The sequence below is a fragment of the Cutibacterium sp. LaCa_89 genome, from assembly GCF_058177555.1.
The window spans coordinates 2639912-2664382 of the sequence record NZ_CP190889.1 but is presented as its reverse complement, the minus strand read 5'-3'; the positions used below and the strand labels follow the sequence as shown (position 1 = coordinate 2664382).

Here is a 24471-nt window from a genome sequence, read left to right as displayed (position 1 = left end):
GGGCGCGGGCCGGCTTACTCACCCCGGCCCCACCCCACGACAGCATCGAGGAGAGGGTCATGGCCGACAAGTTCGTGGTGGGACTGGATTTTGGCACTCTGTCGGGACGTGCTGTCATCGTCAGAGTTAGCGACGGTACCGAAATGGGCACTGCTGTCCACGAGTACCCGCATGGCGTCATGGACCGGGTGTTGAGTGCGGCGGGCGGACAGGAATTGCCGCCTGATTTTGCGCTCCAGGACCCTGCTGACTACATGGAGACACTTGAGGTCATAGTTCGCAGGGGCATCGAGGATGCCAAGATCGATCCCGCGCAGGTTGTCGGGATCGGATTGGATGTCACCTCGGCGACGGTCGTGGCCGCGAAGGCGGATGGCACACCCATGTGTCAGCTGTCTGAATTTCGTGATGAGCCTCACGCCTGGGTGAAGCTGTGGAAGCATCATGGTGCGCAGGACCAGGCGGATCGCATCGTGAAGCTCGCACAAGTGCGTCGGGAGCCGTGGCTCGCTCGCTACGGAGGGATTCTCTCCTCCGAGATGCTCATGCCCAAGGTTCTTGAGACCTTGGAATGGGCGCCGGACGTGTACCACGCCACCGATGTCTTCTGTAATGCATTGGACTGGTTGACGTGGAGGCTGACCGGAGTTCTCGCCTTTTCGGCAGGGGATTCGGGATACAAACGTATGTATCAAGATGGCCAGTACCCGTCCCAGGAATACCTGGCCAGCCTGAACCCTGAATTTGCTGATGTCTTCGTCGAGAAGATGAATGCACCTGTGTTGCCGTTGGGGGCGCGGGTCGGTGGATTGACACCTGAATTTGCCGAGCGTCTTGGCCTGCCGGCAGGAATCGCCGTCGCGACCGGAAATATCGATGCCCATGTCACGGCAGCAGCTGTTCAGGCAGTTGAGGATGGCCAGATGACGGCCATCATGGGAACCTCTGCCTGCTACGTCGTCCCAGGGCCGCAATTGAAGGAAGTCCCGGGGATGTTCGGCGTCGTCGACGGAGGCATAGTCGACGGCTCATGGGGCTTCGAAGCCGGTCAGACGGCCGTCGGGGACATCTTCGCCTGGTTCGTCAACAATTGTGTCCCCGGTTCCTACCATGACGAGGCCATGCGTCGCGGTATAGGTATCCACGACTTGTTGACTGAGAAGTGCGCGGGTCAGGAGGTTGGAGCCCATGGGCTCATCGCGCTGGACTGGCACAACGGCAACCGATCAGTCCTGGCGGATGCCAATCTGTCTGGAATGATCCTTGGCCAGACCCTCACGACGACCCCGGAGGATCAGTACCGAGCCCTGTTGGAATCAACAGCTTTTGGGGCCCGCACCATCATCGAGTCGTTCCGTGATTCGGGTGTTGACATCGATGAGCTCGTTGTCGCTGGTGGGTTGACCAAGAACACTTTCCTCATGCAGCTGTTCTGTGACATTTGTCGGGTGCCTCTGAGCGTGGGGACCGCGCAGCAGCCGGGTTCACACGGATCTGCGGTCTTTGCGGCAGTGGCCGCCGGTCTCTACCCAGATGTCAAAGCAGCCTCTGCTGCCATGGGAGCGAAGGAGGATGGCGTCTACCAGATCAACGAGGAGAGAGCCGTTCAATATGACGCCTTGTACGCCGAATACGCTCGTCTTCACGACTACTTCGGCCGCGGCGGAAACCAGGTCATGCACCGGCTCAAGGAGATCCGACGCCAAGCACGTTTGCGGGCCCGGGAGGTCAAGAGAGGGTGACGAAGGACGGCATCCTTGCACATCTGTGACATCAACACCTCCACAAGTGCATGACGATGGGGTTGCGAATAGGATTCCCAGTGAGGACCTGAACCCCCACCCATCGCCATGACGAGCGACAACACATCACACAGATCAGGCCAACAAGCCAATACGAGAGGAACATCGTGGCAACCGAACTGACGTGGACCGACACCGACAAGCTCGCTGTCGACACCGCACGAGTGCTGGCGGCCGACGCCGTCGAGAAGACCGGTAACGGGCACCCCGGCACCGCCATCTCCCTGGCCCCGCTGGGCTACCTGCTCTACCACAAGGTCATGGCCGTCGACCCGGCCGACCCGAACTGGCTCGGCCGTGACCGCTTCATCATGTCCGCAGGACACTCCTCGCTGACCCAGTACACCCAGCTCTACCTGGCCGGTCTGGGCCTCGAGCTGTCCGATCTGGAGTCCCTGCGCACCTGGGGATCCCTGACCCCTGGCCACCCTGAGTACGGCCTGACGAAATTCGTCGAGACCACCACCGGCCCGCTCGGTGCTGGCGTTGCCAACGCCGTCGGCATGGCGATGGCAGCTCGCCGTGAGCGTGGCCTCCTCGACCCGGACGCCGCTCCCGGAACCAGCCCCTTCGACCACTACGTCTACGCCATTGCCGGTGATGGCTGCATGCAGGAGGGCATCGCTTCCGAGGCGTCGTCCCTGGCTGGGACCCAGGAACTGGGCAACCTCATCCTGTTCTACGACGACAACCGGATCACCATCGAGGGCGACACCACCATCGCCTTCTCTGAGGACGTCGAGGCTCGTTACGAGGCTTACGGCTGGCACGTCCAGCACGTCGACTTCACCAACGGGGGCACCACCTACGAGGAGAACGTCGAGGCCCTCATGGAGGCCATCGACAACGCGAAGGCCGTCACCGACAAGCCGTCCTTCATCCGTCTGACCACCGTCATCGGCTGGCCGATCCCAGTGCTCGCCGGCCTGGCCCAGGTGCATGGTGCGAAGATCGGCACCGAGGGCGTCAGCGCCCTCAAGGAGAAGCTCGGTTTCGAGGACACCCCCTTCGCCATTGACGTCGAGATGGTCCAGAAGGTGCGTTCCGCCTTCGCCGAACGCGGCAAGGGTCTGCGCGAGGCATGGGACAAGAAGTTCGCCGCTTGGCACGACGCCAACCCTGACGGCGCCGACCTCCTTGAGCGGATGCTTGCCCACAAGCTGCCCGACGATCTCGAGATCCCGACCTTCGAGCCCGGCAAGATGAGCACCCGCAAGGCCTCCGGAGCCGTCCTGAGCGCTCTCGGCCCTCAGCTTCCCGAGCTGTGGGGCGGATCGGCAGACCTCGCCGGCTCCAACAACACCACCATGAAGGGGGCCGACTCCTTCCTGCCCGAGGATCGCTGCTCCGAGAAGGATCCAGGTGGCCCCTACGGTCGCACCATCCATTTCGGTGTGCGCGAGCACGCCATGGGTGGCATTCTCAACGGCATCACCCTGTCGGGCCTGACCCGTTGCTACGGCGGAACCTTCTTCGTCTTCTCCGACTACATGCGTCCCTCGGCCCGTCTCGCGGCCCTCATGAAGGTCCCGTCGATCTTCGTGTGGACCCACGACTCCATCGGCGTTGGCGAGGACGGCCCCACCCATCAGCCGATCGAGCACCTGGCTTCCTACCGTGCCATCCCGGGCCTCGACATCGTCCGTCCGGCCGATGCCAACGAGACTGCGGTGGCGTGGCGCACCATCCTGGAGCACAGCGACCGTCCCGCCGGACTGGTGTTGTCGCGTCAGGACCTGCCGACGATCGACCGTAGCGAGTACGCCTCTGCCGAGGGCGTTGCCAAGGGTGCCTACGTCGTGTCCGAGGCCGGCGCCGAGCCCAAGCTCATCCTCATCGGCACCGGATCCGAGCTGTCGGTGGCCCTCGAGGCGCAGAAGAAGCTGGAGGCTGACGGGGTCCCGACCCGGGTCGTCTCTATGCCGTGTCAGGAGTGGTTCGACGAGCAGGATGAGGAGTACCGCGAGTCGGTTCTGCCCAGCTCGGTGACCGCTCGTGTCAGCGTTGAGGCCGGTATCGCCATGGGATGGTCGAAGTATGTCGGCTGCAAGGGTGCTTCGGTCTCCTTGGAGCACTTCGGTGCCTCTGCTGCCGGAACCCTGCTGTTCGAGAAGTTCGGCTTCACCGCCGACCACGTCGCAGAGGTCGCCAAGTCCGTTCTGTGACGCGGACCGAGGCATGACGATGTCGAACCGACGCCGGGCGAGCCAAGACGAGGAGATGCTCCACGTCGCGGAGATGTACTACTTCGAGCAGATGACCCATGCCGCGATCGCCCAACGACTCTCCATGAGCCGTTGGACGGTTGGCAGGATTCTCGAGGAAGCTCGCCGCACCGGGATGGTCAAGATCACCATTGATCACCCACTCGCCCGGCATCACCGGCTCGAGACCGAGTTGGTGGAAACCTTCGGGTTGCAGACGGCCGTCGTCGTGCCCGTCCAGGCCAGTGACGAACTGACCCTGGACCTTGTCACTCGGATGGCAGCTCAGCGGCTGTCCGAGTGGCGACCCCAGCCGCAGGTGGTCGCGGTGAGTTGGGGACGGACGACGGCTCATCTTGCTCAGCACCTGGGGTCTGGTTGGGATCCCGATGTCGTTGTCGCCCAGACCAACGGCGGTGTTGCCGTCACGAGGAACGACCTGGTGGGACGCTCCGTCGTGCGGATGGCCGAACTCGGCCCGGGCAGATCTCTCACCCTGCAGGCCCCGACGATCGTCGGATCGGCGGATCTGGGGGAGATGCTCCGCAAGGACGCGTCGGTCTCACGCCCGCTGGAGGCTGCCCACAAGGCTGATCTCCTCGTCTACTCGCCCGGAGCTGTCAGTACTGATTCGATCCTGGTGACGGCGGGCCACGTCACGAAGGACGGTATCGAGGAGCTGCGTCGCAAGGGTGCCAGCGCAGACATCATGAGCCACTACGTCGATGCCCACGGCGAGGTCGTCGACGAGGAATTGGATTCGCGCACGATTTCAGTGGATTTGGACTGCGTCAGGGTGACAGGCGACGACCACAATCCTTCGCGTTCTCGACGAGTCCTGGCTGTTGCCTCGGGAGCCGAAAAGGCCGAGGCCGTGGGGACCGTGTTGCGGGGAGGATTGTGCACGGATCTCGTTGTCGATGCCCATGCCGCGGAGCAGGCTCTGCAGTGATCCTTTGTGTGGTCTGAAGGCCCAGACCCTCATTTCTGCACGGAAGTGCAGACTGCTGACGAATGTGGGATTCGCGTGTGACTAGTGGTTAGCGTGAATGGTGTCGGGCCCATTGCCGGGCCACAACCCACCTTCGGAGGTACGAAGATGCTCAAGATTGCAGTGCTCGGTGCGGGCGTCATGGCTACCGCATTGACCTTCCCCGCTGTCGAGAACGGCAATGACGTCCGTCTCATCGGCACCCACCTCGATGACGAGATCATTGATTCCATCCAGGCCACCCGGGAGCATCCTGTTCTCGAGCTCAAGGTCGACGAACGCGTCAAGGCCTATCACTTTGCTGACGCTGCCGAAGCCGTCGAGGGGGCCGACGTCATCATGAGCGGCGTCAACTCTTTCGGTGTGGACTGGGCCGGTGAACAGCTGGCCAAGCTGGCGAAGCCGGGCCAGACCATCCTGTGCGTCACCAAGGGCATGCAGGCTGACGAGGACGGTACCCTTCACATCCTTCCTGATGTGTTGAAGAAGCACATGGGCGACCTTGCCAACGAGGTTCACTGGGCAGCGATCGTCGGACCGTCGATTGCTGGTGAGCTGGCTGTGCACCGCAACACCTGTGTGGTGTTCTGCGGTGAGGAGCAGAAGGTCCTGGACCGGCTCGCTGCGGCGTATCGCACCGACTACTACCACGTCTGGACGTCCACCGATTTCATCGGACACGAGGTCGGTGCCTGCATGAAGAACATTTTCGCCTTTGGAGGCGGATTTGCGGCTGGCATGCTCGAGAAGGCTGGCCAGACTGATGCCAGGTACGTCATGTACGACTACACGGCAGCCCTGTTCGGTGAGGGAGCCCGTGAGCTCAAGCAGATGGTTTCCTTCATGGGCGGCGATCCCGAGGTGGCCACCGGTCTGGGCGGTGTTGGCGACATGTTCGTGACGACGATGGGCGGACGCAATGTACGTGCCGGCACCTATGTCGGAGCCGGAGTGCCGTTCTCGGAGATCCGCAACGTCAAGATGAAGGGCATCACCCTCGAGGGGGTTGCCGCCATCGGCGTCGTCGGCGAGGCGATCGGAAAGATGACCGAGCGCGGGGTCATTGCCGAGACCGACTTCCCGCTGGTGCGGGCACTGTACGAGATCGTCGCCCACGATGCGCCGCTCGACCTGCCTTGGGAGAAGTTCTTCGGTGGGGAAAGGTGATCACTGGCCCGCCTCGGTAGGGGGGTGGGAACCCAGTGCGGGCGTGACGGTGCCCGAGAGCCGTGAGGCTCTGCACCCCTTCCCACGGCCATGAGCACCCACCGTCACTGGTATCTGCCGTCGGCACCCACCGCAGCGGGTGCAAAAACTGCCGACTCGAGAGGGTCTTGAGCACTCTGGTGTTTCACGACCCCGCGGGTCGGTGTTTTTGTGCACCGGGACTGGATTGCTGGGTGCTTCCAGTGGTTTTGCCTGGATGGGCCGGGTAACCGCTCGGTGGTTGTGAACCGGAGGTGCCCTTCGAGCCACCACGACCTAGACTCATCTGGTCGAACTAGAAAGGCTGTCATGAACAACGTCATCGAGGTCACCGACGCGACCTTCGCCTCCGAGGTTCTCGGGGCTGCCAAGCCCGTCCTCGTCGACTACTGGGCTGACTGGTGCGCCCCCTGCAAACAGCTCTCCCCGATCATCGAGGAGCTGGCTGGGGTCTATGGCGACCGGATGGTTTTCGCCAAGGTCGACACCAACGCCAATACCCGGATTGCGGCCGAGCAGGGAATCATGTCCCTGCCCACGATTCAGGTCTGGCAGAGCGGCCAGCTCGTCAAGTCGCTGCAGGGCGGTAAGACGAAGAAGGCGCTCGTCAAGGTCATCGAAGAGTTCGTGCGCTGAGGAGGAATCATGCCGTCCGCCACCAAGAAGGTTTCCCTGGTCCGTCGTAGCGAGGGCCACTACACCGCCACCAACGCGCGTGGCGGTCAGATCCGTTTCGGCTCCGGTCAGGATGCCGAGTTCACCCCCGTTGAGTTGCTGCTGGCAGCCATCGGTGGATGCTCGTCCATCGACGTCGACACCGTGACGAGCCGTCGCGGCGGGCCGACCCAGTTCACTGTGTCCGTCATGGGCACCAAGGTGAGCGACGAGGAGGGCCGAGCATCCCTGGGGGACGTCTCGGTCGACTTCCAGCTCAGCTTCCCCGACACCGACGAGGGCCATGAGGCGGCGGGACTGGTGAATCGCGTCGTCGCGATGTCGCGAGACAAGAACTGCACCGTTTCTCGCACGGTTGAGGCGCAGACCCCGGTGACCTTCAGCGTCGCCGGTGAGCCCTTGAACTGAGGCACTTCACGCGGAGGTCCTGGGAACTCCACACAGACGTGACGATGGCCGGGCCCGGCGACGAAAATCCCCGGGCCCGGCCATCGTGTGTCAGCAGGAGATGAGATCGCGCAACCAGGCGATCATGTTGTCCTCAGCCTCCTTCGCTTGGGGGAAGGCGAGGGTGAAGCTCTGGGTGGCGTGGGCCATCCCCGGGATCGTCGTCAGCTGTACCGGCACCCCGGCCGCTTCCAGCTTGTGTTGCCACGCGAAGGAGTCGTCGCGTAGCGGGTCGACCTCGCAGTTGAGCACAAACGTCGGCGGAAGGCCGGTCGCATCCTCCAGACAGATCGGGTTGCTGCACGGGTCGTCAAGACTTGCCCCATGAGACAAGTAACGAACATGGCTGTGGTGCAGCGCGGCCGCGAGACCGGGGGCGTCACGCTGGGCCTCGGCCATCGCGTCGGAAGTGTCTGAAAGGTCGAGAACCGGCACCTCGAGGACCTGACCGAGAATCTTCGGGCCACCCTCGTCGCGGCAGGTGATTGCCGTCGCAGCCGCGAGATTTCCACCGCCTGAGTCCCCGCCGACGATAACCCTGGATGCGTCGAACCCCTCAGCTTGGGAATTTTCTGCAACCCATCGCACGACATCGACGACGTCATGCAGGTTCTCGGGGTAGTTGTGCTCGGGCAGCAGCCGGTAGTCGACGCTGACGACGCACATGCCGGCACGCTGGGCAATGCTGGCCGTGCGGGAGAGCACGGTGCGCGGAGAGCCGTGAACAAAAGCCCCGCCGTGGGCCCACACCAGTACTGGAGTGGGATCAGGGAGGCCCTCCGGACGCTGGATCAGGACCGGGATAGGGCGATCGCGGCCTGGCACCATGCGATCCTCGAGCTCCAGCGAGTTGGGAATCTCGGGTGTCAATTTTCCCCGCAGGCTTGCTGCGAAGTCGTTTTGCTGCGCCCGTTGCTCCGCGAGCGTCTGTTCCTTCTGGGGTTGACGCTCCAGGATTTCGGCTAGTCGTGGATCTAGTTTCATCTCACTTCACCCTTGTCACTCGTGTGATGCACAACGATCCGAGGACGGCCAGGACGATCGTTGCGATGAAAAGTCCGGGATAGCCGGTCGTCTTCACCAGCGTCGCGCCGATACCGGGAGCGAAGACGATCGGCAAGGAGTTGGCGGCGTTGAGGAAGCCCAGGTCACGAGCCGAATCGTCGCGGTTGGGCAGGACCTCGACCATGAGTGCGCCATCGACGGCCATGTACGTACCGAAAGCGGCGCCGCCCAAGGCTGCGAAGACGGTGAGGGTTCAGGGCTCGTTGACCAGGAAGAGAGGGATGACACCCGCTCCCGCGATGAGCGGGGCGATCATCGTGAAGGGTTTGCGACGTTTGACCTTGTCGGACCATGGCCCGGTGATGACGTCGAGGATGACGGCGGTGACGGCAAGAACCGCTGAGTTCATGGCAATGAGCTTTCCGGCGGCTGCCCGTGTCATTCCCATCTCGTCAGTGGCGATGTAGAGCTGGAACTGCATCACCATGAACAGGGAGATGACGAAAAGGAACCGGCCAACCAGAATCCACCAGAACTGTCCGTCCGAGGGCGGCTTCATCTGGGATGCGAACTGACGCCAGGTGACCGGCGGCCGCGGGGAGTGATTGCGCAGCGGGTGGGGCGGCAGAAGGAAGACCACGATGATGCTCGAGATCAGCATCATCCAGGCTGCGACGAGGAATCCTTGGGATGGTCGGGTGACAAGCGCCCCTGCGATAACCGCACCAATGATCTGGGCCAGAAGATAGCCCGCGCCGCCAAAGGCGGACACCGTGCCGAGTACGGAGTCGGGGACGTAGTCCGGGGGAACGGCGTTGAAGGCGCCGAGCATGCAGTTAAGTCCGCTTTGGTAGATCATGTGCGCGATGACGAGGAGGGCGGGGTTTCTGGTCAGGCCGATGGCGGCGAAGGCCAGGGTTCCGACGATTGCGCCGCCGATGATCCAAGGGTTGCGCGGGCCGAATCTTGACCTCGTGCGGTCTGACAGGGTGCCCGCCGTGATCATGCAGATGACAGCTGCGATGGCTCCCGTGGTGGTGAGCAGGGCAAGGAAGTCGACCTTGTCCTCAGGCTTCACTTCAGCAGCCAGTGCCGCGAGCAATGTTCCACAGGCTGCGTCGACGGGGCCCAGCCCAACTGTCCGATGAACATGGCTGTGCCAAGACGGCCGGTACTCGCGTACTGCTTCTGCTGAGGCTGGGCAGCTTCGCTCGGGGTTATCGTCTGGGCTTGCTCCTTTGCCGGGGAGGTGCGGGTGGGCCGACCTCCACAAACCCTAGTGGTACTAGGTATTGTAGGGCATGGTTCCCGGCGTGGTCGACATCTGGGGTGGCTCGGGCACGTCGGAGAACCCAAAATCCCGCCTCGCGGGCGGTTGAAACACTGCCTTGAGCTGTAAGTCCGTGAGACGGGATTCTTGTGAACCGGAGCTGAGGGGAGTGTGGGGTCGGTGTCGGCTTACCCGTAGGCTGACACGGTGCCCCGATCGCCTCTTCCACAACGTCACGGCCTGGAATCGGCATGGGTTCACACCCCCGATCACGGAGAATGCCGCAGGTTGGCGACCGCACGGGGGATTGACGGCTGGCCCTGGCCGACGATGCGTGACTATCTGGTCGAAAAGCTCGTCAGAGTGGGTGGGCAACGAGTTGACGAGATGCTCGACGAGGGGAGGTTCGTCGACGAAGCCGGATATGCCTTCACGGGGAGCTCCCCCTTCGCTCCGCAGACATTTGTCTTCTTCCACCGCGATCTTCCTGAGGAGACTTCTGTCCCGGCTGGTATCGGGATCTTGTACGCCGACGATCGGATCCTGGTCGTCGACAAACCGCACTTCCTGTCGTCAATTCCGCGAGGCCAGCACGTTCTCGAGTCGGTGGTTGTCCGGCTGCGGACCCAGCTGGGGTTGCCAGAACTGACCGTGGCCCATCGTCTCGACCGGGTCACTGCCGGAGTGCTCCTGCTGACCAGGGAGAGGAAGTGGCGTCGGCCCTACCAGGAGATGTTCGAACGCCGGAAGGTGTTCAAAAAGTACCGGTTGGTCGCCCCTGTGGCGCAACACCGTGCCGGGGACGGGGTCGTGGTGGCGAAAGACGGCTGGCAGGTGAGGTCGAGAATCATCAAGGAACGAGGCATCCTCCAGGCTCGTGAGATTCCGGGCGAGCCGAATGCCGTGACTGGCATCACTTTGCTGGCCGAGCATGAGGGGCTGGGCCTCTACGAGGCTAGACCGAGGACGGGTCGCACCCACCAAATTCGTCTCCACATGCAGCGGTTGGGAGCTCCCATAGTCAATGACCCGTTTTACCCGGTACTTCTGGATACCCCGGTGGATGACTTCAGCCACCCGCTGCAGTTGCAGGCCTGGCAGATGGGATTCACCGACCCCGTCTCCGAGGAGCCAAAGATCTTCACGTCGAGGTTGGGTCTGTCCGTCTGGCAGCAAGTGACATGGGCCCACCCGAGAATGAGATGACGAAAATGGCCGCCTCCCCGGAACACGATTCGTAGGAGCGCTTCCCGCTGTGCCAGAGCGGTGTCTCTCGGTGTGGAGCACCCACTGCTATTCCACTGAGACAGTGGTTCGCCGCATCGCCTCGTACCTTCACGAAGCGACACGGCGAAAACTGACGAGAGACTCAGCGTCCCAGCTCGGCGAGGAATCTCTCCGCGTCGAGGGCCGCACGACATCCGGATCCGGCCGCGGTGATGGCCTGCTGGTAATGGGAGTCGACCAGGTCACCGCAGGCGAAAACTCCCGGCAGGTTGGTGCGGGTGGATGGCTCGGCGCACACGACGTATCCGGCATCGTCCAGGTCGACCTGGCCCCGGAGCAGCTCGGAGCGCGGGTCGTGTCCGATGGCTTCGAAGACTCCTGACACCTCGAGTTGACGTTCCTCACCGGTCTTGGTGTCACGCAGGGTCACCGACTCTAGTTTGGACTCGCCCTGCATGGCGACGATCTCGCTGTTCCATGCGAAGGTGATCTTGGGGTCGGCCTCGGCACGGTCGGCCATGATTTGGGAGGCGCGTAGCTTGTCACGACGGTGAACGAGGGTCACCGAGTTGGCGAACCGGGTGAGGAAGGTGGCCTCCTCGACCGCGGAGTCGCCGCCGCCGACGACAGCGATGTCCTTGCCGGTGAAGAAGAACCCGTCACAGGTGGCGCACCAGGACACGCCACGACCCGACAGACGGACCTCGTCCTCGAGACCGAGCTTGCGGTAGGCCGATCCCGTGGCGAGGATCACCGCGCGGGCGTGGTGAGTGTTTCCATCGGTGTCGATGACCTTCTTGATCTCACCGGTGAGGTCAACCTCGGTGACATCGTCAGCGACGAGCTCGGCCTCGAATCGCACAGCCTGGGCGCGCATCTGAGCCATGAGATCCGGACCCATGATGCCCTCGGAGAAGCCGGGGTAGTTCTCGACCTCGGTGGTCTGCATGAGGGCGCCACCAGCGTCCATGGATCCCTCGAAGACGAGCGGCTTCAGCCCTGCGCGGGCGGTGTACACGGCTGCGGTGTATCCAGCCGGACCGGAACCGACGATGATGACGTCACGGGGCTCGTCGTCGCCTCGGGTGTCGGTGTCAATGGTCTCGGTGGACGGTTGAGCGGTGTCGGTCTCCGAGGAATCGGACAGCGAGATGTTGCCAAGGATGGTGTTGGGCACGAGGGGCTGAGTTGTCATGGCGTCTCCTGGTCGGTGACTGGTTCAGGGATCAACCTATCCAGCACACAAAGGGTTCAGGACATTCCCGGTGGGGATTAGGGGCGGTCGGCGGGCCCTCCGGTGCCCTCACGAATGACGAGGTGCCAGGGTACGGGGACGTCGGTTCCTGGTTGGTGCGTGTCACTGCTGGATTGACGGAGCTGGACCATTCACGACCGTCTTCAAGATCGTGCTCCCCAACGCCAAGGGAGTCTTGGCGGCCCTGCTCATGCTGTCTTTCCTGGGCAGCTGGAATGACTTCGTCTGGCCGATTTATGTGTTGTTTAGCGACGCGAGTCTCACGCTCCCAGTCGGTCTGACCCGCCTGCAAAGAAGTTGCACAATTGACTACCCGGTCGTCATGGCTGGTGCGACGATGTCGGTGGCCTCTCGTCCACGAATTGGGCTGTACGCCGGGGGAGGGGAAGACCCAGCGGTGGAGGCCCACTTCTCCGATCTCATCTTTGTGAATGCGTCGTGGCCTTCCTGAGCACCTCCTGTGGAGATGAGAGGTGGCGAGGTCGATTGGACGGCGGGTTCCCTGACTGGGGGTTGACGCGATCCCCGTGGCGCCTGACCACGGTCGGATCCGACCCCGTTGGAGGGTGGGACTGCAGCCTCGAACCTTCTCCGCTGACGGGAACACGTTGCTGGACAGTGCATCGACCAGTTGGTGCGGTCGTGAACACTTGGAGTCATGAATGAGTCGACGAATGGTCCGCATGAGCCGCGTGAACCCAATCCCGCCCAGCACGGCGAGGAGGGAGGCTACCCCTCTCGCCCTGACGACAATCGCCAGAGCTGGGCGCAGGATGCCTACTGGTCGCGCAGTAACGATTCCTGGACGAACCAGGGAAATCCGTCAACCACCCAGCCTCCTCCGTGGGAGGCTTCTGAGCAGCCGGCCCCGAGCGCGGGTGACAAAAACCCCGACCCGGCTAAGGGCTCGTCGCGATCGGCCCGGAAGGGCTTTCGGGGCGGCACAGTTGTTCTCGTCGCCGTGTTGGCGGCGGCTGTTGGCGGCGTTTCCGGGGGCCTTGTCGATCGCTCCCTGACAAGGAATGACGCCCCGGCTGTGACGTCGAGCCCTGCATCCCCCAACAGCGTCACCAAGGTGGTTCAAGGCTCACCCTCCGCCCCGGACTGGACGGCCACCGCCTCCGCCGTGTCGAACTCGGTAGTCGCCATTACCGTGAGGACGGGCAATGGCGGAGGCGAGGGGTCGGGAGTCGTCGTCGACACGAACGGCAACATCGTCACCAACAATCACGTCGTTGCCGACGCGGTTTCGGGCGGCCAGTTGACGGTTTCCATGGGCAACAAGACCTACGAGGCCAAGGTAGTTGGTACAGATCCATCGACGGACCTTGCCGTCATCCGGGTGACGAACCCGCCGAAGTCCATGAAGCCGATCGGTGTTGCTGACTCCAGCAAGTTGACCGTTGGGTCTCCTGTGATGGCCGTCGGCAATCCGCTCGGCCTGTCGGGGTCGGTGACGACCGGAATCATCAGTGCTCTCAATCGTCCGGTCACCACCATGAATCGCAGTAATTCACGGGATCTGCTGGGATCTCGAGATTCGTCGTCGGGTGTGGTCGTCACGAATGCTATCCAGACCAGTGCAGCCATCAATCCGGGCAACTCAGGTGGTGCTCTCGTCAATGCCAATGGTGAGCTCATCGGGATCAATTCCTCCATTGCGAGCCTTTCGTCAAGTAATTCCGAGCAATCGGGCAATATCGGAATCGGCTTTGCGATCCCGTCAAATCTTGCCAAATGGATTGCCGATCAGATCATTGACACCGGAAAGGCAACTCACGCCTTCCTGGGCATCTCCGTGCGTGACGTCGCTGGCAGCAAGGATGGTGTCCAAGTCCTCGGAGCCGGGATCGCCACGGTCTCACCCAACTCGGCAGCTGACAAGGGCGGGCTGCAGCGTGGCGACGTCATCACCAAGATCGACGACACCGATATCGTGTCCGGAGAGTCCCTGGTCGGTCTCGTGAGGTCGTTCAAGCCTGGCCAGAAGGTCAAGATCAGCTACATCCGTGGTTCGCAGCAGGCCACCGCCGACGTCACCTTGGGTACGGCGAAGTCCTGATACGGGTTACGCGACGTGGGAAGGGGCCCCGCAGCTGCTGTGGCTTCGGGACCCTTCCCACGGGCGCAGGACTGGCGAGTCACATCAGATCGAGGACTGCACGAGCAGTTGCATCGTCGACGACGAGGTCCGTCGCCACCCTGGCACGCAGTGCGGCCAACAGTCCGACAGCCTTGGCGCGGCCAGCGACGACACAGAGCCGACGCGGTATGCGCTGCAACTGGAATGGGGCCAATCCGGTCGCTCTCTTGTTGAACTCGACGTCATAGGCGCCGTCAGCCTTGAGAAAGACGGTGTTGACGTCACCAACAACTCCGGACCGCATCAAATTCGCCTTTTCCTCATCGGTGATGTAACCGGCGGAATAGACGTGGGAGGGGACTGGGCTGTCGAGGGCCCCCACGCCGAACACGGCGAGGTCGAGCTCGCGATGTGCCTTGAGTACTGCCTGAACGGAGCGCTCCTGCCACATCGCGGCCTTCGTCGTAGCATTGTCGAAGAATGTCGGGACCGGGAAATGAATGACCTCACCCCCAAACGCGGCAGCCATTCTGGAAAGGATTGATCCAACGTAAGGAATCCCTGAACTAGCGGAGTTGGCCGACCCATTCATCTGTACGACGCGCACTCCCTTGACGTCCTTGGGGACGACATAATGGGTGACGGCATCCAGGGTTGTTCCCCAGGCAACTCCTATCGCGGAATTGTCCTCGACCATGTCCGTAACCATCTGTCCGGCGATCCTGGCCACCTGGTCCAGGCGGTGAATCTCGGTCGTTCCTGATTTCACCGGCACGACAGTGGTGTTGACCCCGAACATCCTCGTCAGGGTGGAATCCAGGCCGTTACGTAACCCAGTCGGCTCTGACAAGGTGATACGCACAACTCCGGATTGACGTGCCTGTTTGAGAAGGCGAGACACGGTTGAGCGGGATGTGCCGAGATGGCTGGCGATGGCATCCATCGTCTCGCCCTGCATGTAATACATGGACGCTGCTGTCCATACGTCATTGGACAATTCGTTCATGCCCCTCCCCTTGCCATGCACATAAGTGCAGAATTGCGATTCTCCGGCGCCGTAGATGTTTGACTGAGCCACGTCCAGCCCCCACAGGGTCGGGACGACGGTCCCCGTTTGCTGAATCCTACGGGATCGACCGCCACCGGCGAGTAAATCGGTGTCAATGGATGACGCCACGACGAAGGAGTCCTCATGCTTCTCGAAACTGCGGTGCCCGCCGCGACGATCTTCGGATCTGAGTTCCTGGGCACCATGATCCTCATTCTGCTGGGTTGTGGCGTCGTCGCCAACAACCTCCTTCCCAAGTGTAAGGGCAATCCCGCTCCCGGTTCCCTCCAGATCAACTGGGGATGGGGCTTCGGTGTGATGTTCGGTGTCTACGCAGCCTACAAGACCGGCGGACACCTGAACCCGGCCGTCACCATCGGCCTCGCACTTGCTGGTAAGGACCTGGCCAACGGCATTCCCGCCACCGCGAGCAACATCATCATCTACATCCTCGCCCAGTTCGCCGGTGCCTTCGTCGGCGCCGTGCTCTGCTGGCTGGCCTACAAGCAGCACTACGACGAGGACTGCGACCCGGCCCTCAAGCTCGGTACCTTCGCCACCGGCCCTGAGATCCGCAACCCGCTGTGGAACACCATCACTGAGGCCATCGGCACCTGGGTCCTCGTGCTCTGGGTCATCATTTCCGGCTTCACCCAGGGTGTGACTATTGGCCCGCTCGCCGTCGCCCTGCTCATCGTCTCCATCGGCGCCTCTCTCGGCGGCCCCACCGGATACGCCATCAACCCGGCTCGTGACCTTTCCCCTCGTATCGCCCACGCCGTCCTGCCGATCAAGGGCAAGGGTGGCAGCGACTGGGGCTACTCCTGGGTTCCGGTTGTCGGCCCGATCATTGGTGCTGTTCTCGCCGCCCTCACCTACACCATCTTCTGGCACTGAGTAGATTTCTCACTGTTACACCAGAGCTGATTTCGTATCAGTCGCAACCTCTCAGACAAGTCAACGTAGACAAGAAAGGCAACAATCATGAGCGACGAGAAGTTCGTGCTCGCCATCGACGAGGGCACCACCTCGACCCGGGCCATCGTCTTCAACCACTCGGGCCAGATCGTGGCCGTCGGCCAGCAGGAATTCGAGCAGATCTTCCCGCGTGCCGGATGGGTTGAGCACGACCCGATCGAGATCTGGGAAGCTGTTCGCGATGTCGTCGGACTCGCGCTGACCAAGGCCAACATCAACCGCCACCAGCTGGCTGCCGTTGGAATCACCAACCAGCGCGAGACCGCCGTGGTGTGGGACAAGAACACCGGCGACCCGATCTATAACGCCATTGTGTGGCAGGACACCCGTACCCAGAAGATCTGTGACGAACTGGCTGGCGACGAGGGTGCTGACCGCTTCAAGCACATCTGTGGCCTGGGTCTCGCCTCGTACTTCTCTGGCCCGAAGGTCAAGTGGATCCTCGACAACGTCGAGGGTGCTCGTGAGAAGGCTGAGGCTGGCGACCTGTACTTCGGCAACATGGACACCTGGGTGCTGTGGAACCTGACCGGAGGCACCGACGGCGGCGTGCACGTCACCGATCCGACCAACGCTTCCCGCACCATGCTCATGAATGTCAAGACCCTCGAGTGGGACGACTCGATGTGCGAGGTCATGGGTATCCCGAAGTCGATGCTCCCCGAGATCAAGTCCTCCTCCGAGGTCTATGGCTACGGCCGCAAGAACGGCCTGCTGATCGACACCCCGATCTCCGGCATCCTCGGTGACCAGCAGGCTGCCACCTTCGGCCAGGCCTGCTTCGAGAAGGGCATGGCGAAGAACACCTACGGCACCGGCTGCTTCATGCTGATGAACACCGGCGAGGAGGCCATCTTCTCCGAGAATGGTCTGCTGACCACCGTCTGCTACAAGATCGGCGACCAGCCCACCGTTTACGCCCTCGAGGGCTCGATCGCCGTTGCCGGGTCTCTGGTCCAGTGGCTGCGTGACAACCTCAAGATGTTCGAGACCGCCCCGGAAATCGAGGCTCTCGCCAACACCGTCGAGGACAATGGCGGCGCCTACTTCGTGCCAGCCTTCTCCGGCCTGTTCGCACCGTACTGGCGTTCGGACGCCCGTGGCGCCCTCGTCGGCCTGACTCGTTACGTCAACCGCGGCCACATCGCCCGCGCCGTGCTCGAGTCGACTGCCTACCAGACCCGTGAGGTCCTCGAGGCCATGAACGCCGACTCCGGTGTGCCGCTCACCGAGCTGCGCGTCGATGGTGGCATGACCGCCAACGAGACCCTCATGCAGTTCCAGGCCGACCAGGTCAACGTGCCGGTGGTTCGTCCGGTAGTTGCTGAGACCACCGCTCTGGGTGCTGCCTACGCCGCTGGTATCGCCGTCGGCTTCTGGGAGGGTGAGAAGGACGTCACCGCCAACTGGGCCGAGGACAAGCGCTGGGAGCCCAAGATGGACCAGGACGAGCGCGAGCGTCTGTTCCGCAACTGGAAGAAGGCCGTCACCAAGACCTTCGACTGGATGGACGACGACGTCAAGGAGTGATCCTGAGTTGATCCTGATGGACCGATGACACCTGGTGCCCCGTGCTTTCGAGCACGGGGCACCATTGCGTTTTTGGGGTCACTCGCTCGCGGGTGACTCTGCAGTTGCCCTCTGCGGGATTCTCGTGACGGGCCCCTGCCACACGGACCTTCCTCCACCGACCCCTCATGTCAGACCGCACGACGACCGGACTGAACAACGACCAGACCGCACGACGAAAAGTGTCAGCTCGAGCGAAGGTCGTAAAATCCTGGCCGCGGAGGAGGGACGAGTCGGGGGTTTCGTCACTGAGGTGGTGCGGCGACAGAAAAGATGCCTCACTTGACGACGGTTCCGTCGGAAAGCTGTCGGTCAGCAGTTGGGTCGCTGCCAGAAAGCACATGTCGGAGAGCAGATGGTCGCCAGCCCCGGGCGTCGAAAAATGTCGTCAGGACCCGGTGACGGTGATATCTGCTATCCCACCCTGGAACCGCGAGGTCGATTTCGGAGGAAGCTCCGTCAGATAGATCAGGAGATGACGGGCCTTCGTCTTGCCGGATGGTTTCAACGTGACCGTCGATCCGGCCCCCGGCACCGCCGCCACCTGAGTCCACTCCTTGATCGTCGTCATGGGAGCCTCATCGGAGGAGACATCACTGGTCGGCTGCCACAAGGAAATGTCCGTTCCGGATCCGACCAGCCGCACCTTCACCGATATGACCTCGGTGACGCGTCCCAAATCAATGACCAGGCCGACTCCGGGCTTGAGGTTCCCGAGCTTCGCAGAGTTGTGATAGACGACTGTGTGCCAGGCCGTTGACGGGTCGCCGTCGATCGCGAGTTTGACCTCGTCGTGGTTCTCCCTGGCGTCGCCACCGTCCTTTTCGGGATCAAATTCCTGGACGTGCGTCACCTCGACGGTCGTCGGCTCGCTGGATGCCTCCGGGGCGTTGCTGCCAGAATGACGCACCCCTGCGATGATGAGACACACGATCATGACCACGCCAACGGCAGCCATAAGTACTGGTGGCCATCGACGGTTGTGAGGGCGCGGTTTGGCCAATACCAGCTCGGCACTGCCGTTCTCCGAGGAATCCTGCCCAGCGGGGGAGAGCTGTGTGGTGTGGGGATCGTTGTTGCTCGTCCACGGCACTGGCCCTGCCTGACGCCCCCACTCTCCGGCAGCCGCGTCCGGGGACCAGTACCCCTCGTCGTCAGGTCCGTACTCCTCTGCCCGTTCCGGCTCATCCTGGTCCGGCGCAAAAGCGGCGGATTCGTCGGAGCGCCATGGCTCTTCCCCGGCACGGGAAGCCGGTCCCACCGGGAACCGGATGCGACGCTCGAGGTCAGCGGCGGCGTCAGCTGAGCCGAGGGTCCGGCGCAGGGAATGCGCAATTTCATTCGCGGTGCGCAATGGCACCTCGTCATAACGGGGAACCTGCGAGAGGATCTGGTCGCAGAGGACATCGAGGGCCGGGGAGACCCCGGCGCGGACCTCACGTGGGGTGAGCCAGCCGTGGGAGTCAGTCGGGGCGGGTGGCAGTCCCCAGGACATCGTCGAGGCTGGCTCGACGGACGGGCGGTGGCCACGTCCGACTGGCCAGCGCGAGACCAGACAGGCATAAAGAACCCGTCCGATGTCTGTCACGTCGGCGACCTCGCGGTCCGGCCAGGGACGAGAATTGTCGCCCGGCCGAGGATGCAACGCGGCTTCGACGAGCAAGCCACTGATCTTGAGATTCCCGGTCGAGGTGACGAGAACCGTTCCTGGGTTGATGCGTTCGTGGAAGACCCCTTGGGCATGCAAGGGTGCCATCGCGTCGGCGATTTCATGGGCAATCCATGCCGCCTCCAACGCCGAGAGGGGCCCGGTCTCCAACAGTTCCTCGACCGACTTTCCAGGGGCGTATTCGCTGACAACCCATGATGCTGGTTCGCCTGGTCCGGCGACGATGGCGTCGAGGACCCGCAAGAAGCGCGAATCGGTGGCCACGGCAGCTTGTCGGGCCGCGTCCAGGACAGCGGGTGTGCGACGACCGTGCGGGGCCAGAGCGTGAATCAGGACCGGGCGGTGCAACTTGGTGTCGAAGGCTCGCCAGGTCAGTGAGGACTCGGGATGGGAGAGCTCCTGGTCGAGACGGTAACGCTCACCCAGAAAGGATCCTGGGAGAAGGTCGGGGAGGTCATCCGCGGCATGGAGATCCGAGTCGTACTGACCGCCGTGACGATCGGCGAGGTCCTCGAAAGACACTGCCACCTCCTGCCCGATCGATCCGAATGTGCATCGTCAACGATACCGATCCGTGCCGCGAACCCCGGGATTGTCACTCGGCGGGGTTGCCCTCACCGGTGGGGAGGTGATGCTCAGAATCGTCGTCCGAGGCCGTGTCAGGATCCTCTACTGCCGAAGGGGAAGGCGTGGTGTCAGAAATGTTATCGGAGGTCGAGCCAGCGGTGGGGCCACTGGTCTGGGGCTCACCGTTGGATTCGGCCTGACGCCGGGAACTCGCGGTCACCTGACGAATGCGCAGCACCGTGGCGATGATGAGCACCAGCGCCGACACCACAATGATGATCCAGCCGACATCGTCCATCTGCGTCGCTTTGACAACGAAACTGGTCTGGGACCCCAGGCTGCGTCCTGACGGAGTCGACAGGTGTGCCTGCATCTCAACGACTCCATTTGAGCTTGCTTTCGGGGCGAACCTGATGGTTTGCGTTTCCCTGGGCTGGATCGTGACGACCTGGGTGTCCGGGATGTCGATGCGCTGTGGGTTTTCTGAGAAGACGACGACCTTGACGTGAACCGTCTGTGCGAGCGAGTTCGTGACCGTCAGGGGAAAGTCATTGGTCGAGGAGGACATCACGAACTGCGGGGCTGAATGCAGGACCAGGCCCTTGCCGGCCATGGCGTCCGCTGCTGGGCGCATGACGTCAGTAGCCCATGCCTCACGATCCTGGAGTGACGACGACAACGACCTGCTGACAAATTTCGCCGAGGTCAAGGAGGTCGCCTCCGTGGGGGCACCCACGAGGTCGGACCAGTCGTCTGAATCGATCCCGACGTCGTGCTGGACGCGCCACCAAGGGCCCTTCAGGGTGATGTCACCGGCGCGTGTTCCCGGTAGCCGAAGGCCCGGCTTGGCTCCGGTGAGAACTGCCGAGAGATTCTGCAGGTGCAGCCACCCCACCGGCGCGGTGGCTTGAACATCGTTGACGGTGGTGACGAGGGTGACCGCCGGAATCGACTCGTGAGTCATGAGGAGGGCCTGTGACAGCAGCATTCCGCGCCGCTGGGGGTCGCTGTTGGATTGTGGATGGCCGTCGGTTCGGGCGGTGTCGGCCAGACCGATCACCTTGACTCCGGACTCCTCCCGGACGCCGTCACGAGCCGATGCCGCACATGTCAGGACCAGCGCGGGGGAGAGTTCCTTGGTGAGGGTCTTGAACGAGGACCTGTCGAGCTCAGCCGCTGGGTCGACGACTGCTAACGGTAACTTCGCGGCTGGATTCGAGGGGTCGAGAGCGTGTTTCACCGTCAAGAGGACGTTGGGGCGGCCCTGCCGAACCGCTCCAATGACATCGGCATTTCCGTACGGTAGGCGATATGCCTGGCCGGTGGTCAGTAATGGGTCGACGAGGTCGAGCCATTCCCTGGCTGTTTGCTGGCCCTTGCCCTCGACGGTGGCCGTGCCTTTGCCAGCCACGCGATATCCCGAGGCCATCGCCCGGGCCTCGTCGATGAGGCTTGGATCGACGAGAACTGTCGCGTTACGGGTGTGTGCCGCTTCAGCAAGAGGCTTCAGTCGATGGGTGATGTCATCCGCGAGCGACTCGTCGGTGAAGGTGCCATCGATCCTGCGGGTGGGCATGGTCGAGAGCACGATGACGGGGGCGAGGTTCGCGCTGGTATGAGCATCTGAGAGAACCGTGAGTACTCGTGCTCGACCGACCGTTCTGCGCGACTGGTTCTCGGGGGACGCCTGCACGTGGATACCGATTGCGTCAACGGCGTTGGGTGACGTCAACCCCATCTGGGCTGGTGTTCCAGTCACGGTGAAGGACCCACTGTCGCCTGGTTTGAAGGTCTGGTTGGCCTCTGGGTCGGTGATGTTGAAAATTGACGCCTCGTTGGGCTCCCGATACCACCGCATGCCAACCGGCACGGTGGCGGGGGATGCCAGCAGGTCAGAAAGGTCACGGGTGTCGTTGATCTGGTCCTGGGAGCGCCAGAACGACGCTTGAACCCATGTCATCGACACCGAAGAGGTATTTGTCACCGTTCCCTTGATGGTGATGGGAGTTTTGGGATCCCCTGTCGGTGGGCTGACAGAAGTAATCGTCACCTTGACCAATTCTGCCGCGGTACGTGCCTGGGCAGGGGAAGACTCCGCGAAGACGGTCGTGAGGACCATCAACAGCCCCAGCAGCCAAGCGGCTGGGCAAAAGCGGGAAGCAGGTGACACGTTTGTCATGGTAGTTGGCCGGGGACGGGATTGAACCGTGGTCCGCGTGAGGTTCAGTGCTCTTGCTTGGCCCACCACGCCAGTAGCGCGGCCTTTGCCTCGTCAGGAGTGTGCGGGCCTTCGTCGAGGCGGAGGTTGAGGAGGAACTTGTAGGCCTTGCCGACCGCTGGGCCGGGCTTGATGCCCAGAGTGGCCATGATCTCTTCGCCGTCGAGATCGGGACGAATCGCAGCCAGCTCTTCCTTGGCGGTGAGGTCGGCGATGCGCCTCTCGAGGTCGTCGTAGGCGAATTCCAGCCGCTCGGCCTTGCGACGATTCCGGGTAGTGCAGTCAGAGCGGGTCAGGATGTGCAAACGCTCCAGTTGGTCGCCAGCATCACGGACGTAACGACGCACCGCCGAGTCCGTCCACCCCTGGTCGCCGTAGCCATGGAAGCGCAGGTGCAGCTCCACCAGTTTGGAGACGTCCTTGACGATCTGGCTGGGGTAGGCGAGGGCCTTGAGACGCTTGCGCACCAGCTTCGCCCCGACGACGTCGTGGTGGTGGAAGCTCACCTTGCCCCCGGGCTCGAAACGGCGGGTGGCGGGCTTGCCGACGTCGTGGAGCAGGGCGGCAAGCCGCCCGGTGAGGTCGGGTTCGTGGCCGCGGCGCTTCTCGAGGTCGATGGACTGGTCCAGGACTGTCAGGGAATGCTCGTAGACGTCCTTGTGACGATGGTGTTCGTCGCGCTCCAGCCGCAGGGCGGGCAGTTCGGGCAGGACGTGGTCGGCGATCCCGGTGGTGACCAGCAGATCCAGCCCGGCGCGCGGGTGGTCGGTGAGGAGGGTCCGGGACAGTTCGTCGCGGACCCGTTCGGCGGAGATGATGCTGATGCGCCCGGCCATGTCGGTCATGGCGGCACGCACCTCGTCGGTGACGGTGAATCCGAGCTGGGAGGTGAACCTGGCCGCCCGCATCATGCGCAGCGGGTCGTCGCTGAAGGAGCGCTCCGGCGGGAAGGGGGTGCGCAGTTTCCCCGCGACGATGTCGGCCAGCCCGGCGTGCGGGTCGTGGAACTCCCGGGTGGCGGCGTTGAGGGCCATGGCGTTGACGGTGAAGTCACGCCGGACGAGGTCCTCCTCGAGGGTCTCGCCGTAGGCGATGACCGGTTTGCGGGAGTCGGGCTGGTAGGCGTCGGTGCGGAAGGTCGTCACCTCGACCACCCAGTCGTCGATCCGGGCGCCGATCGTGCCGAAGGCCCGGCCGATGTCCCAGGTGGCGTGGGTGAGGGTGCGCAGGACGGCCTCGGTCTGGTCGGGGGTGGCGTCGGTGGTGAAGTCGAGGTCGTGGCCGAGAGTGCCCATGAGGGCGTCGCGGACCGAGCCGCCGACGAGATGGAGTTCGTGGCCCGCCTCCTGGAAGGCCTGGCCGAGCCGTCCCACCAGCGGCAACTGCTCGAACAGCGTGTCGATGCGGTGCTCCAGCAACTGCGGAACGGTCATGTCGGCCTCGTCAGGGCCGGGGTGGAGGGCTGCGGGAATCGTATTGCTCACGACAGGTTGCGTCCTCGGGAGGAGCGGGGGCCCTGCTGGCGGGACTTGCCGATCCTGGCCAGGGTGCGCACCCGCGACCACTCGCACCACAGCGACAGCACGACGATGCCCACCAGGGTGATGCCCGCGGCCCAGCCCGGCATGTGACGGTAGGCGACCACCCACAGCACGAGGGCGAGAACGCTCAGGGACAGGTAGACTCGGTTGACCATGCCCCCGAGTCTAGGGGTAGGCGGCGCGACTGCTCCGTATCGACGTGACATGCTGATCCCATGCGTCCTGATCCGAATGCGCCGGTCATCGTTGCCGTCGACTCCTTCAAGGGGTCGCTGAGTTCGGGAAAGGCCTGCCGGGCGGTGGCCAGGGGGTTCGCAGCCGCCCAGCCGGGTCGGCTGGGCGCTGATGTGCCTGGGGACCAGGTACCGCCCGGGCGCGGCGGTCGTCCTGGGATGGTCCCGCGCGGTGTCGCGGATCTCCGCCTCCAGTCTCGTCGTCACGGGGGAGGGGCGGCTGGACCAGCAGACCCTGCTCGGCAAGCTTCCCGACACCATCCGCAAGATCGCCCGGGACGCCGGGGTGCCCGTCTGGGCGGTGTGCGGACGCTGTGACCTGCCCGAGGAGAAACGGTCCGCGTTCGACCGGATCATCGCGTTGTCCGACCTCGAGCCGGACCCGGAGACGTCGATGGTCAGGGCCGGGTCCCTGCTCAGCCGGGCGGTCGAGGAGGCCGTGCGTCAGGAGTCGGCGGGCTGAGGGGCGGTGGGCTGAGCGGG

Annotated in this window: 19 protein-coding genes and 3 pseudogenes; 14 read left to right on the top strand and 8 right to left on the bottom strand. The window is 63.2% G+C overall.

The window, feature by feature from the left end; all coding sequences use genetic code 11:
• Nucleotides 1–59 precede the first annotated feature (59 nt).
• The 6 genes from ACP8LP_RS12235 (at nucleotide 60) to ACP8LP_RS12210 (ending at nucleotide 7286) form a co-directional block, all read left to right on the top strand.
• Nucleotides 60–1742, top strand: coding sequence for a ribulokinase (locus ACP8LP_RS12235; RefSeq protein WP_016666554.1), 1683 nt, complete (start codon nucleotides 60–62; stop codon nucleotides 1740–1742).
• 167 nt (nucleotides 1743–1909) lie between these two features.
• Nucleotides 1910–3967 carry a transketolase gene (gene tkt, locus ACP8LP_RS12230; RefSeq protein WP_069102180.1) on the top strand — a complete coding sequence of 686 codons (2058 nt, stop codon included), beginning with the start codon at nucleotides 1910–1912 and terminating at the stop codon, nucleotides 3965–3967.
• 19 nt (nucleotides 3968–3986) lie between these two features.
• On the top strand, nucleotides 3987–4958 hold the full coding sequence (locus ACP8LP_RS12225; RefSeq protein ID WP_138237743.1) for a sugar-binding transcriptional regulator: 972 nt from the start codon (nucleotides 3987–3989) through the stop codon (nucleotides 4956–4958).
• Nucleotides 4959–5105: 147 nt separating this feature from the next.
• Nucleotides 5106–6164, top strand: coding sequence for an NAD(P)H-dependent glycerol-3-phosphate dehydrogenase (locus tag ACP8LP_RS12220; RefSeq protein ID WP_138237733.1), 1059 nt, complete (start codon nucleotides 5106–5108; stop codon nucleotides 6162–6164).
• Nucleotides 6165–6512: 348 nt separating this feature from the next.
• Nucleotides 6513–6839, top strand: coding sequence for a thioredoxin (trxA, locus tag ACP8LP_RS12215; protein ID WP_004809990.1), 327 nt, complete (start codon nucleotides 6513–6515; stop codon nucleotides 6837–6839).
• Nucleotides 6840–6848: 9 nt separating this feature from the next.
• Nucleotides 6849–7286: an OsmC family protein gene (locus ACP8LP_RS12210; protein ID WP_016666550.1), complete on the top strand. Its 438-nt coding sequence runs from the start codon at nucleotides 6849–6851 to the stop codon at nucleotides 7284–7286.
• 90 nt (nucleotides 7287–7376) lie between these two features.
• On the opposite strand, the gene ACP8LP_RS12205 is transcribed toward ACP8LP_RS12210, so the two are convergent.
• Both ACP8LP_RS12205 and ACP8LP_RS12200 read right to left on the bottom strand, forming a co-directional pair.
• Nucleotides 7377–8309 carry an alpha/beta hydrolase gene (locus ACP8LP_RS12205; RefSeq protein ID WP_016666549.1) on the bottom strand — a complete coding sequence of 311 codons (933 nt, stop codon included), beginning with the start codon at nucleotides 8307–8309 and terminating at the stop codon, nucleotides 7377–7379.
• A gap of 1 nt (nucleotide 8310) precedes the next feature.
• Nucleotides 8311–9482: pseudogene (locus ACP8LP_RS12200) on the bottom strand (MFS transporter).
• 448 nt (nucleotides 9483–9930) lie between these two features.
• On the opposite strand from ACP8LP_RS12200, the gene ACP8LP_RS12195 reads away from it, so the two are divergent.
• A complete protein-coding gene (locus ACP8LP_RS12195) occupies nucleotides 9931–10806 on the top strand; it encodes a pseudouridine synthase (protein ID WP_016666545.1) in 876 nt (291 codons plus the stop codon).
• A gap of 163 nt (nucleotides 10807–10969) precedes the next feature.
• On the opposite strand, the gene trxB is transcribed toward ACP8LP_RS12195, so the two are convergent.
• Nucleotides 10970–12022: a thioredoxin-disulfide reductase gene (gene trxB / locus ACP8LP_RS12190; protein WP_016666544.1), complete on the bottom strand. Its 1053-nt coding sequence runs from the start codon at nucleotides 12020–12022 to the stop codon at nucleotides 10970–10972.
• A 211-nt stretch (nucleotides 12023–12233) separates the two neighbouring features.
• Between trxB and ACP8LP_RS12185 the strand changes: the two genes are divergently transcribed.
• A complete protein-coding gene (locus tag ACP8LP_RS12185) occupies nucleotides 12234–12533 on the top strand; it encodes an ABC transporter permease family protein (RefSeq protein ID WP_016666543.1) in 300 nt (99 codons plus the stop codon).
• A 207-nt stretch (nucleotides 12534–12740) separates the two neighbouring features.
• A complete protein-coding gene (locus ACP8LP_RS12180; RefSeq protein ID WP_016666542.1) occupies nucleotides 12741–14144 on the top strand; it encodes a S1C family serine protease in 1404 nt (467 codons plus the stop codon).
• Between the two features lie 79 nt (nucleotides 14145–14223).
• On the opposite strand, the gene ACP8LP_RS12175 is transcribed toward ACP8LP_RS12180, so the two are convergent.
• Complete coding sequence (locus ACP8LP_RS12175) at nucleotides 14224–15171, bottom strand: sugar-binding transcriptional regulator (RefSeq protein ID WP_036976374.1); 948 nt, start codon at nucleotides 15169–15171, stop codon at nucleotides 14224–14226.
• Nucleotides 15172–15357: 186 nt separating this feature from the next.
• On the opposite strand from ACP8LP_RS12175, the gene ACP8LP_RS12170 reads away from it, so the two are divergent.
• Both ACP8LP_RS12170 and glpK read left to right on the top strand, forming a co-directional pair.
• Nucleotides 15358–16110, top strand: coding sequence for an MIP/aquaporin family protein (locus ACP8LP_RS12170; RefSeq protein ID WP_016666540.1), 753 nt, complete (start codon nucleotides 15358–15360; stop codon nucleotides 16108–16110).
• Nucleotides 16111–16197: 87 nt separating this feature from the next.
• Complete coding sequence (gene glpK, locus ACP8LP_RS12165) at nucleotides 16198–17721, top strand: glycerol kinase GlpK (protein WP_016666539.1); 1524 nt, start codon at nucleotides 16198–16200, stop codon at nucleotides 17719–17721.
• Between the two features lie 427 nt (nucleotides 17722–18148).
• On the opposite strand, the gene ACP8LP_RS12160 is transcribed toward glpK, so the two are convergent.
• Both ACP8LP_RS12160 and ACP8LP_RS12155 read right to left on the bottom strand, forming a co-directional pair.
• Nucleotides 18149–19957, bottom strand: coding sequence for a protein kinase family protein (locus ACP8LP_RS12160; protein ID WP_202711800.1), 1809 nt, complete (start codon nucleotides 19955–19957; stop codon nucleotides 18149–18151).
• 67 nt (nucleotides 19958–20024) lie between these two features.
• Nucleotides 20025–21956: a DUF6049 family protein gene (locus ACP8LP_RS12155; RefSeq protein WP_484483379.1), complete on the bottom strand. Its 1932-nt coding sequence runs from the start codon at nucleotides 21954–21956 to the stop codon at nucleotides 20025–20027.
• On the opposite strand from ACP8LP_RS12155, the gene ACP8LP_RS12150 reads away from it, so the two are divergent.
• Nucleotides 21955–22200, top strand: coding sequence for a DNA-binding protein (locus ACP8LP_RS12150; protein WP_171023558.1), 246 nt, complete (start codon nucleotides 21955–21957; stop codon nucleotides 22198–22200). The two genes, ACP8LP_RS12155 and ACP8LP_RS12150, sit on opposite strands and share 2 nt — an antisense overlap.
• A gap of 19 nt (nucleotides 22201–22219) precedes the next feature.
• Here the strand turns inward: ACP8LP_RS12150 and ACP8LP_RS12145 are convergent, their stop codons facing one another.
• Nucleotides 22220–23698 (bottom strand): CCA tRNA nucleotidyltransferase, encoded by a 1479-nt coding sequence (locus ACP8LP_RS12145; protein WP_138237734.1) that lies wholly within the window; start codon nucleotides 23696–23698, stop codon nucleotides 22220–22222.
• Nucleotides 23695–23910: a hypothetical protein gene (locus ACP8LP_RS12140; RefSeq protein ID WP_002522770.1), complete on the bottom strand. Its 216-nt coding sequence runs from the start codon at nucleotides 23908–23910 to the stop codon at nucleotides 23695–23697. Before ACP8LP_RS12140 ends, ACP8LP_RS12145 begins: the two co-directional genes overlap by 4 nt.
• Before the next feature lie 60 nt (nucleotides 23911–23970).
• Between ACP8LP_RS12140 and ACP8LP_RS12135 the strand changes: the two are divergent.
• Nucleotides 23971–24045: pseudogene (locus ACP8LP_RS12135) on the top strand (hypothetical protein); the annotation flags it as partial.
• A 37-nt stretch (nucleotides 24046–24082) separates the two neighbouring features.
• Nucleotides 24083–24451 (top strand): annotated as a pseudogene (locus ACP8LP_RS12130) (glycerate kinase); the annotation flags it as partial.
• Nucleotides 24452–24471 lie beyond the last annotated feature (20 nt).

Bases quoted from the DNA above. Each gene is read 5' to 3' on its own strand.
- ACP8LP_RS12180 (WP_016666542.1), top strand. From the start codon at position 12,741: ATGAATGAGTCGACGAATGGTCCGCATGAGCCGCGTGAACCCAATCCC.
- ACP8LP_RS12195 (WP_016666545.1), top strand. From the start codon at position 9,931: ATGCGTGACTATCTGGTCGAAAAGCTCGTCAGAGTGGGTGGGCAACGA.
- trxB (WP_016666544.1), bottom strand. From the start codon at position 12,022: ATGACAACTCAGCCCCTCGTGCCCAACACCATCCTTGGCAACATCTCG.
- ACP8LP_RS12140 (WP_002522770.1), bottom strand. From the start codon at position 23,910: ATGGTCAACCGAGTCTACCTGTCCCTGAGCGTTCTCGCCCTCGTGCTG.
- ACP8LP_RS12220 (WP_138237733.1), top strand. From the start codon at position 5,106: ATGCTCAAGATTGCAGTGCTCGGTGCGGGCGTCATGGCTACCGCATTG.
- ACP8LP_RS12205 (WP_016666549.1), bottom strand. From the start codon at position 8,309: ATGAAACTAGATCCACGACTAGCCGAAATCCTGGAGCGTCAACCCCAG.
- trxA (WP_004809990.1), top strand. From the start codon at position 6,513: ATGAACAACGTCATCGAGGTCACCGACGCGACCTTCGCCTCCGAGGTT.
- ACP8LP_RS12170 (WP_016666540.1), top strand. From the start codon at position 15,358: ATGCTTCTCGAAACTGCGGTGCCCGCCGCGACGATCTTCGGATCTGAG.
- ACP8LP_RS12210 (WP_016666550.1), top strand. From the start codon at position 6,849: ATGCCGTCCGCCACCAAGAAGGTTTCCCTGGTCCGTCGTAGCGAGGGC.
- ACP8LP_RS12175 (WP_036976374.1), bottom strand. From the start codon at position 15,171: ATGAACGAATTGTCCAATGACGTATGGACAGCAGCGTCCATGTATTAC.
- glpK (WP_016666539.1), top strand. From the start codon at position 16,198: ATGAGCGACGAGAAGTTCGTGCTCGCCATCGACGAGGGCACCACCTCG.
- ACP8LP_RS12225 (WP_138237743.1), top strand. From the start codon at position 3,987: ATGTCGAACCGACGCCGGGCGAGCCAAGACGAGGAGATGCTCCACGTC.
- ACP8LP_RS12155 (WP_484483379.1), bottom strand. From the start codon at position 21,956: ATGACATGGGTTCAAGCGTCGTTCTGGCGCTCCCAGGACCAGATCAAC.
- ACP8LP_RS12235 (WP_016666554.1), top strand. From the start codon at position 60: ATGGCCGACAAGTTCGTGGTGGGACTGGATTTTGGCACTCTGTCGGGA.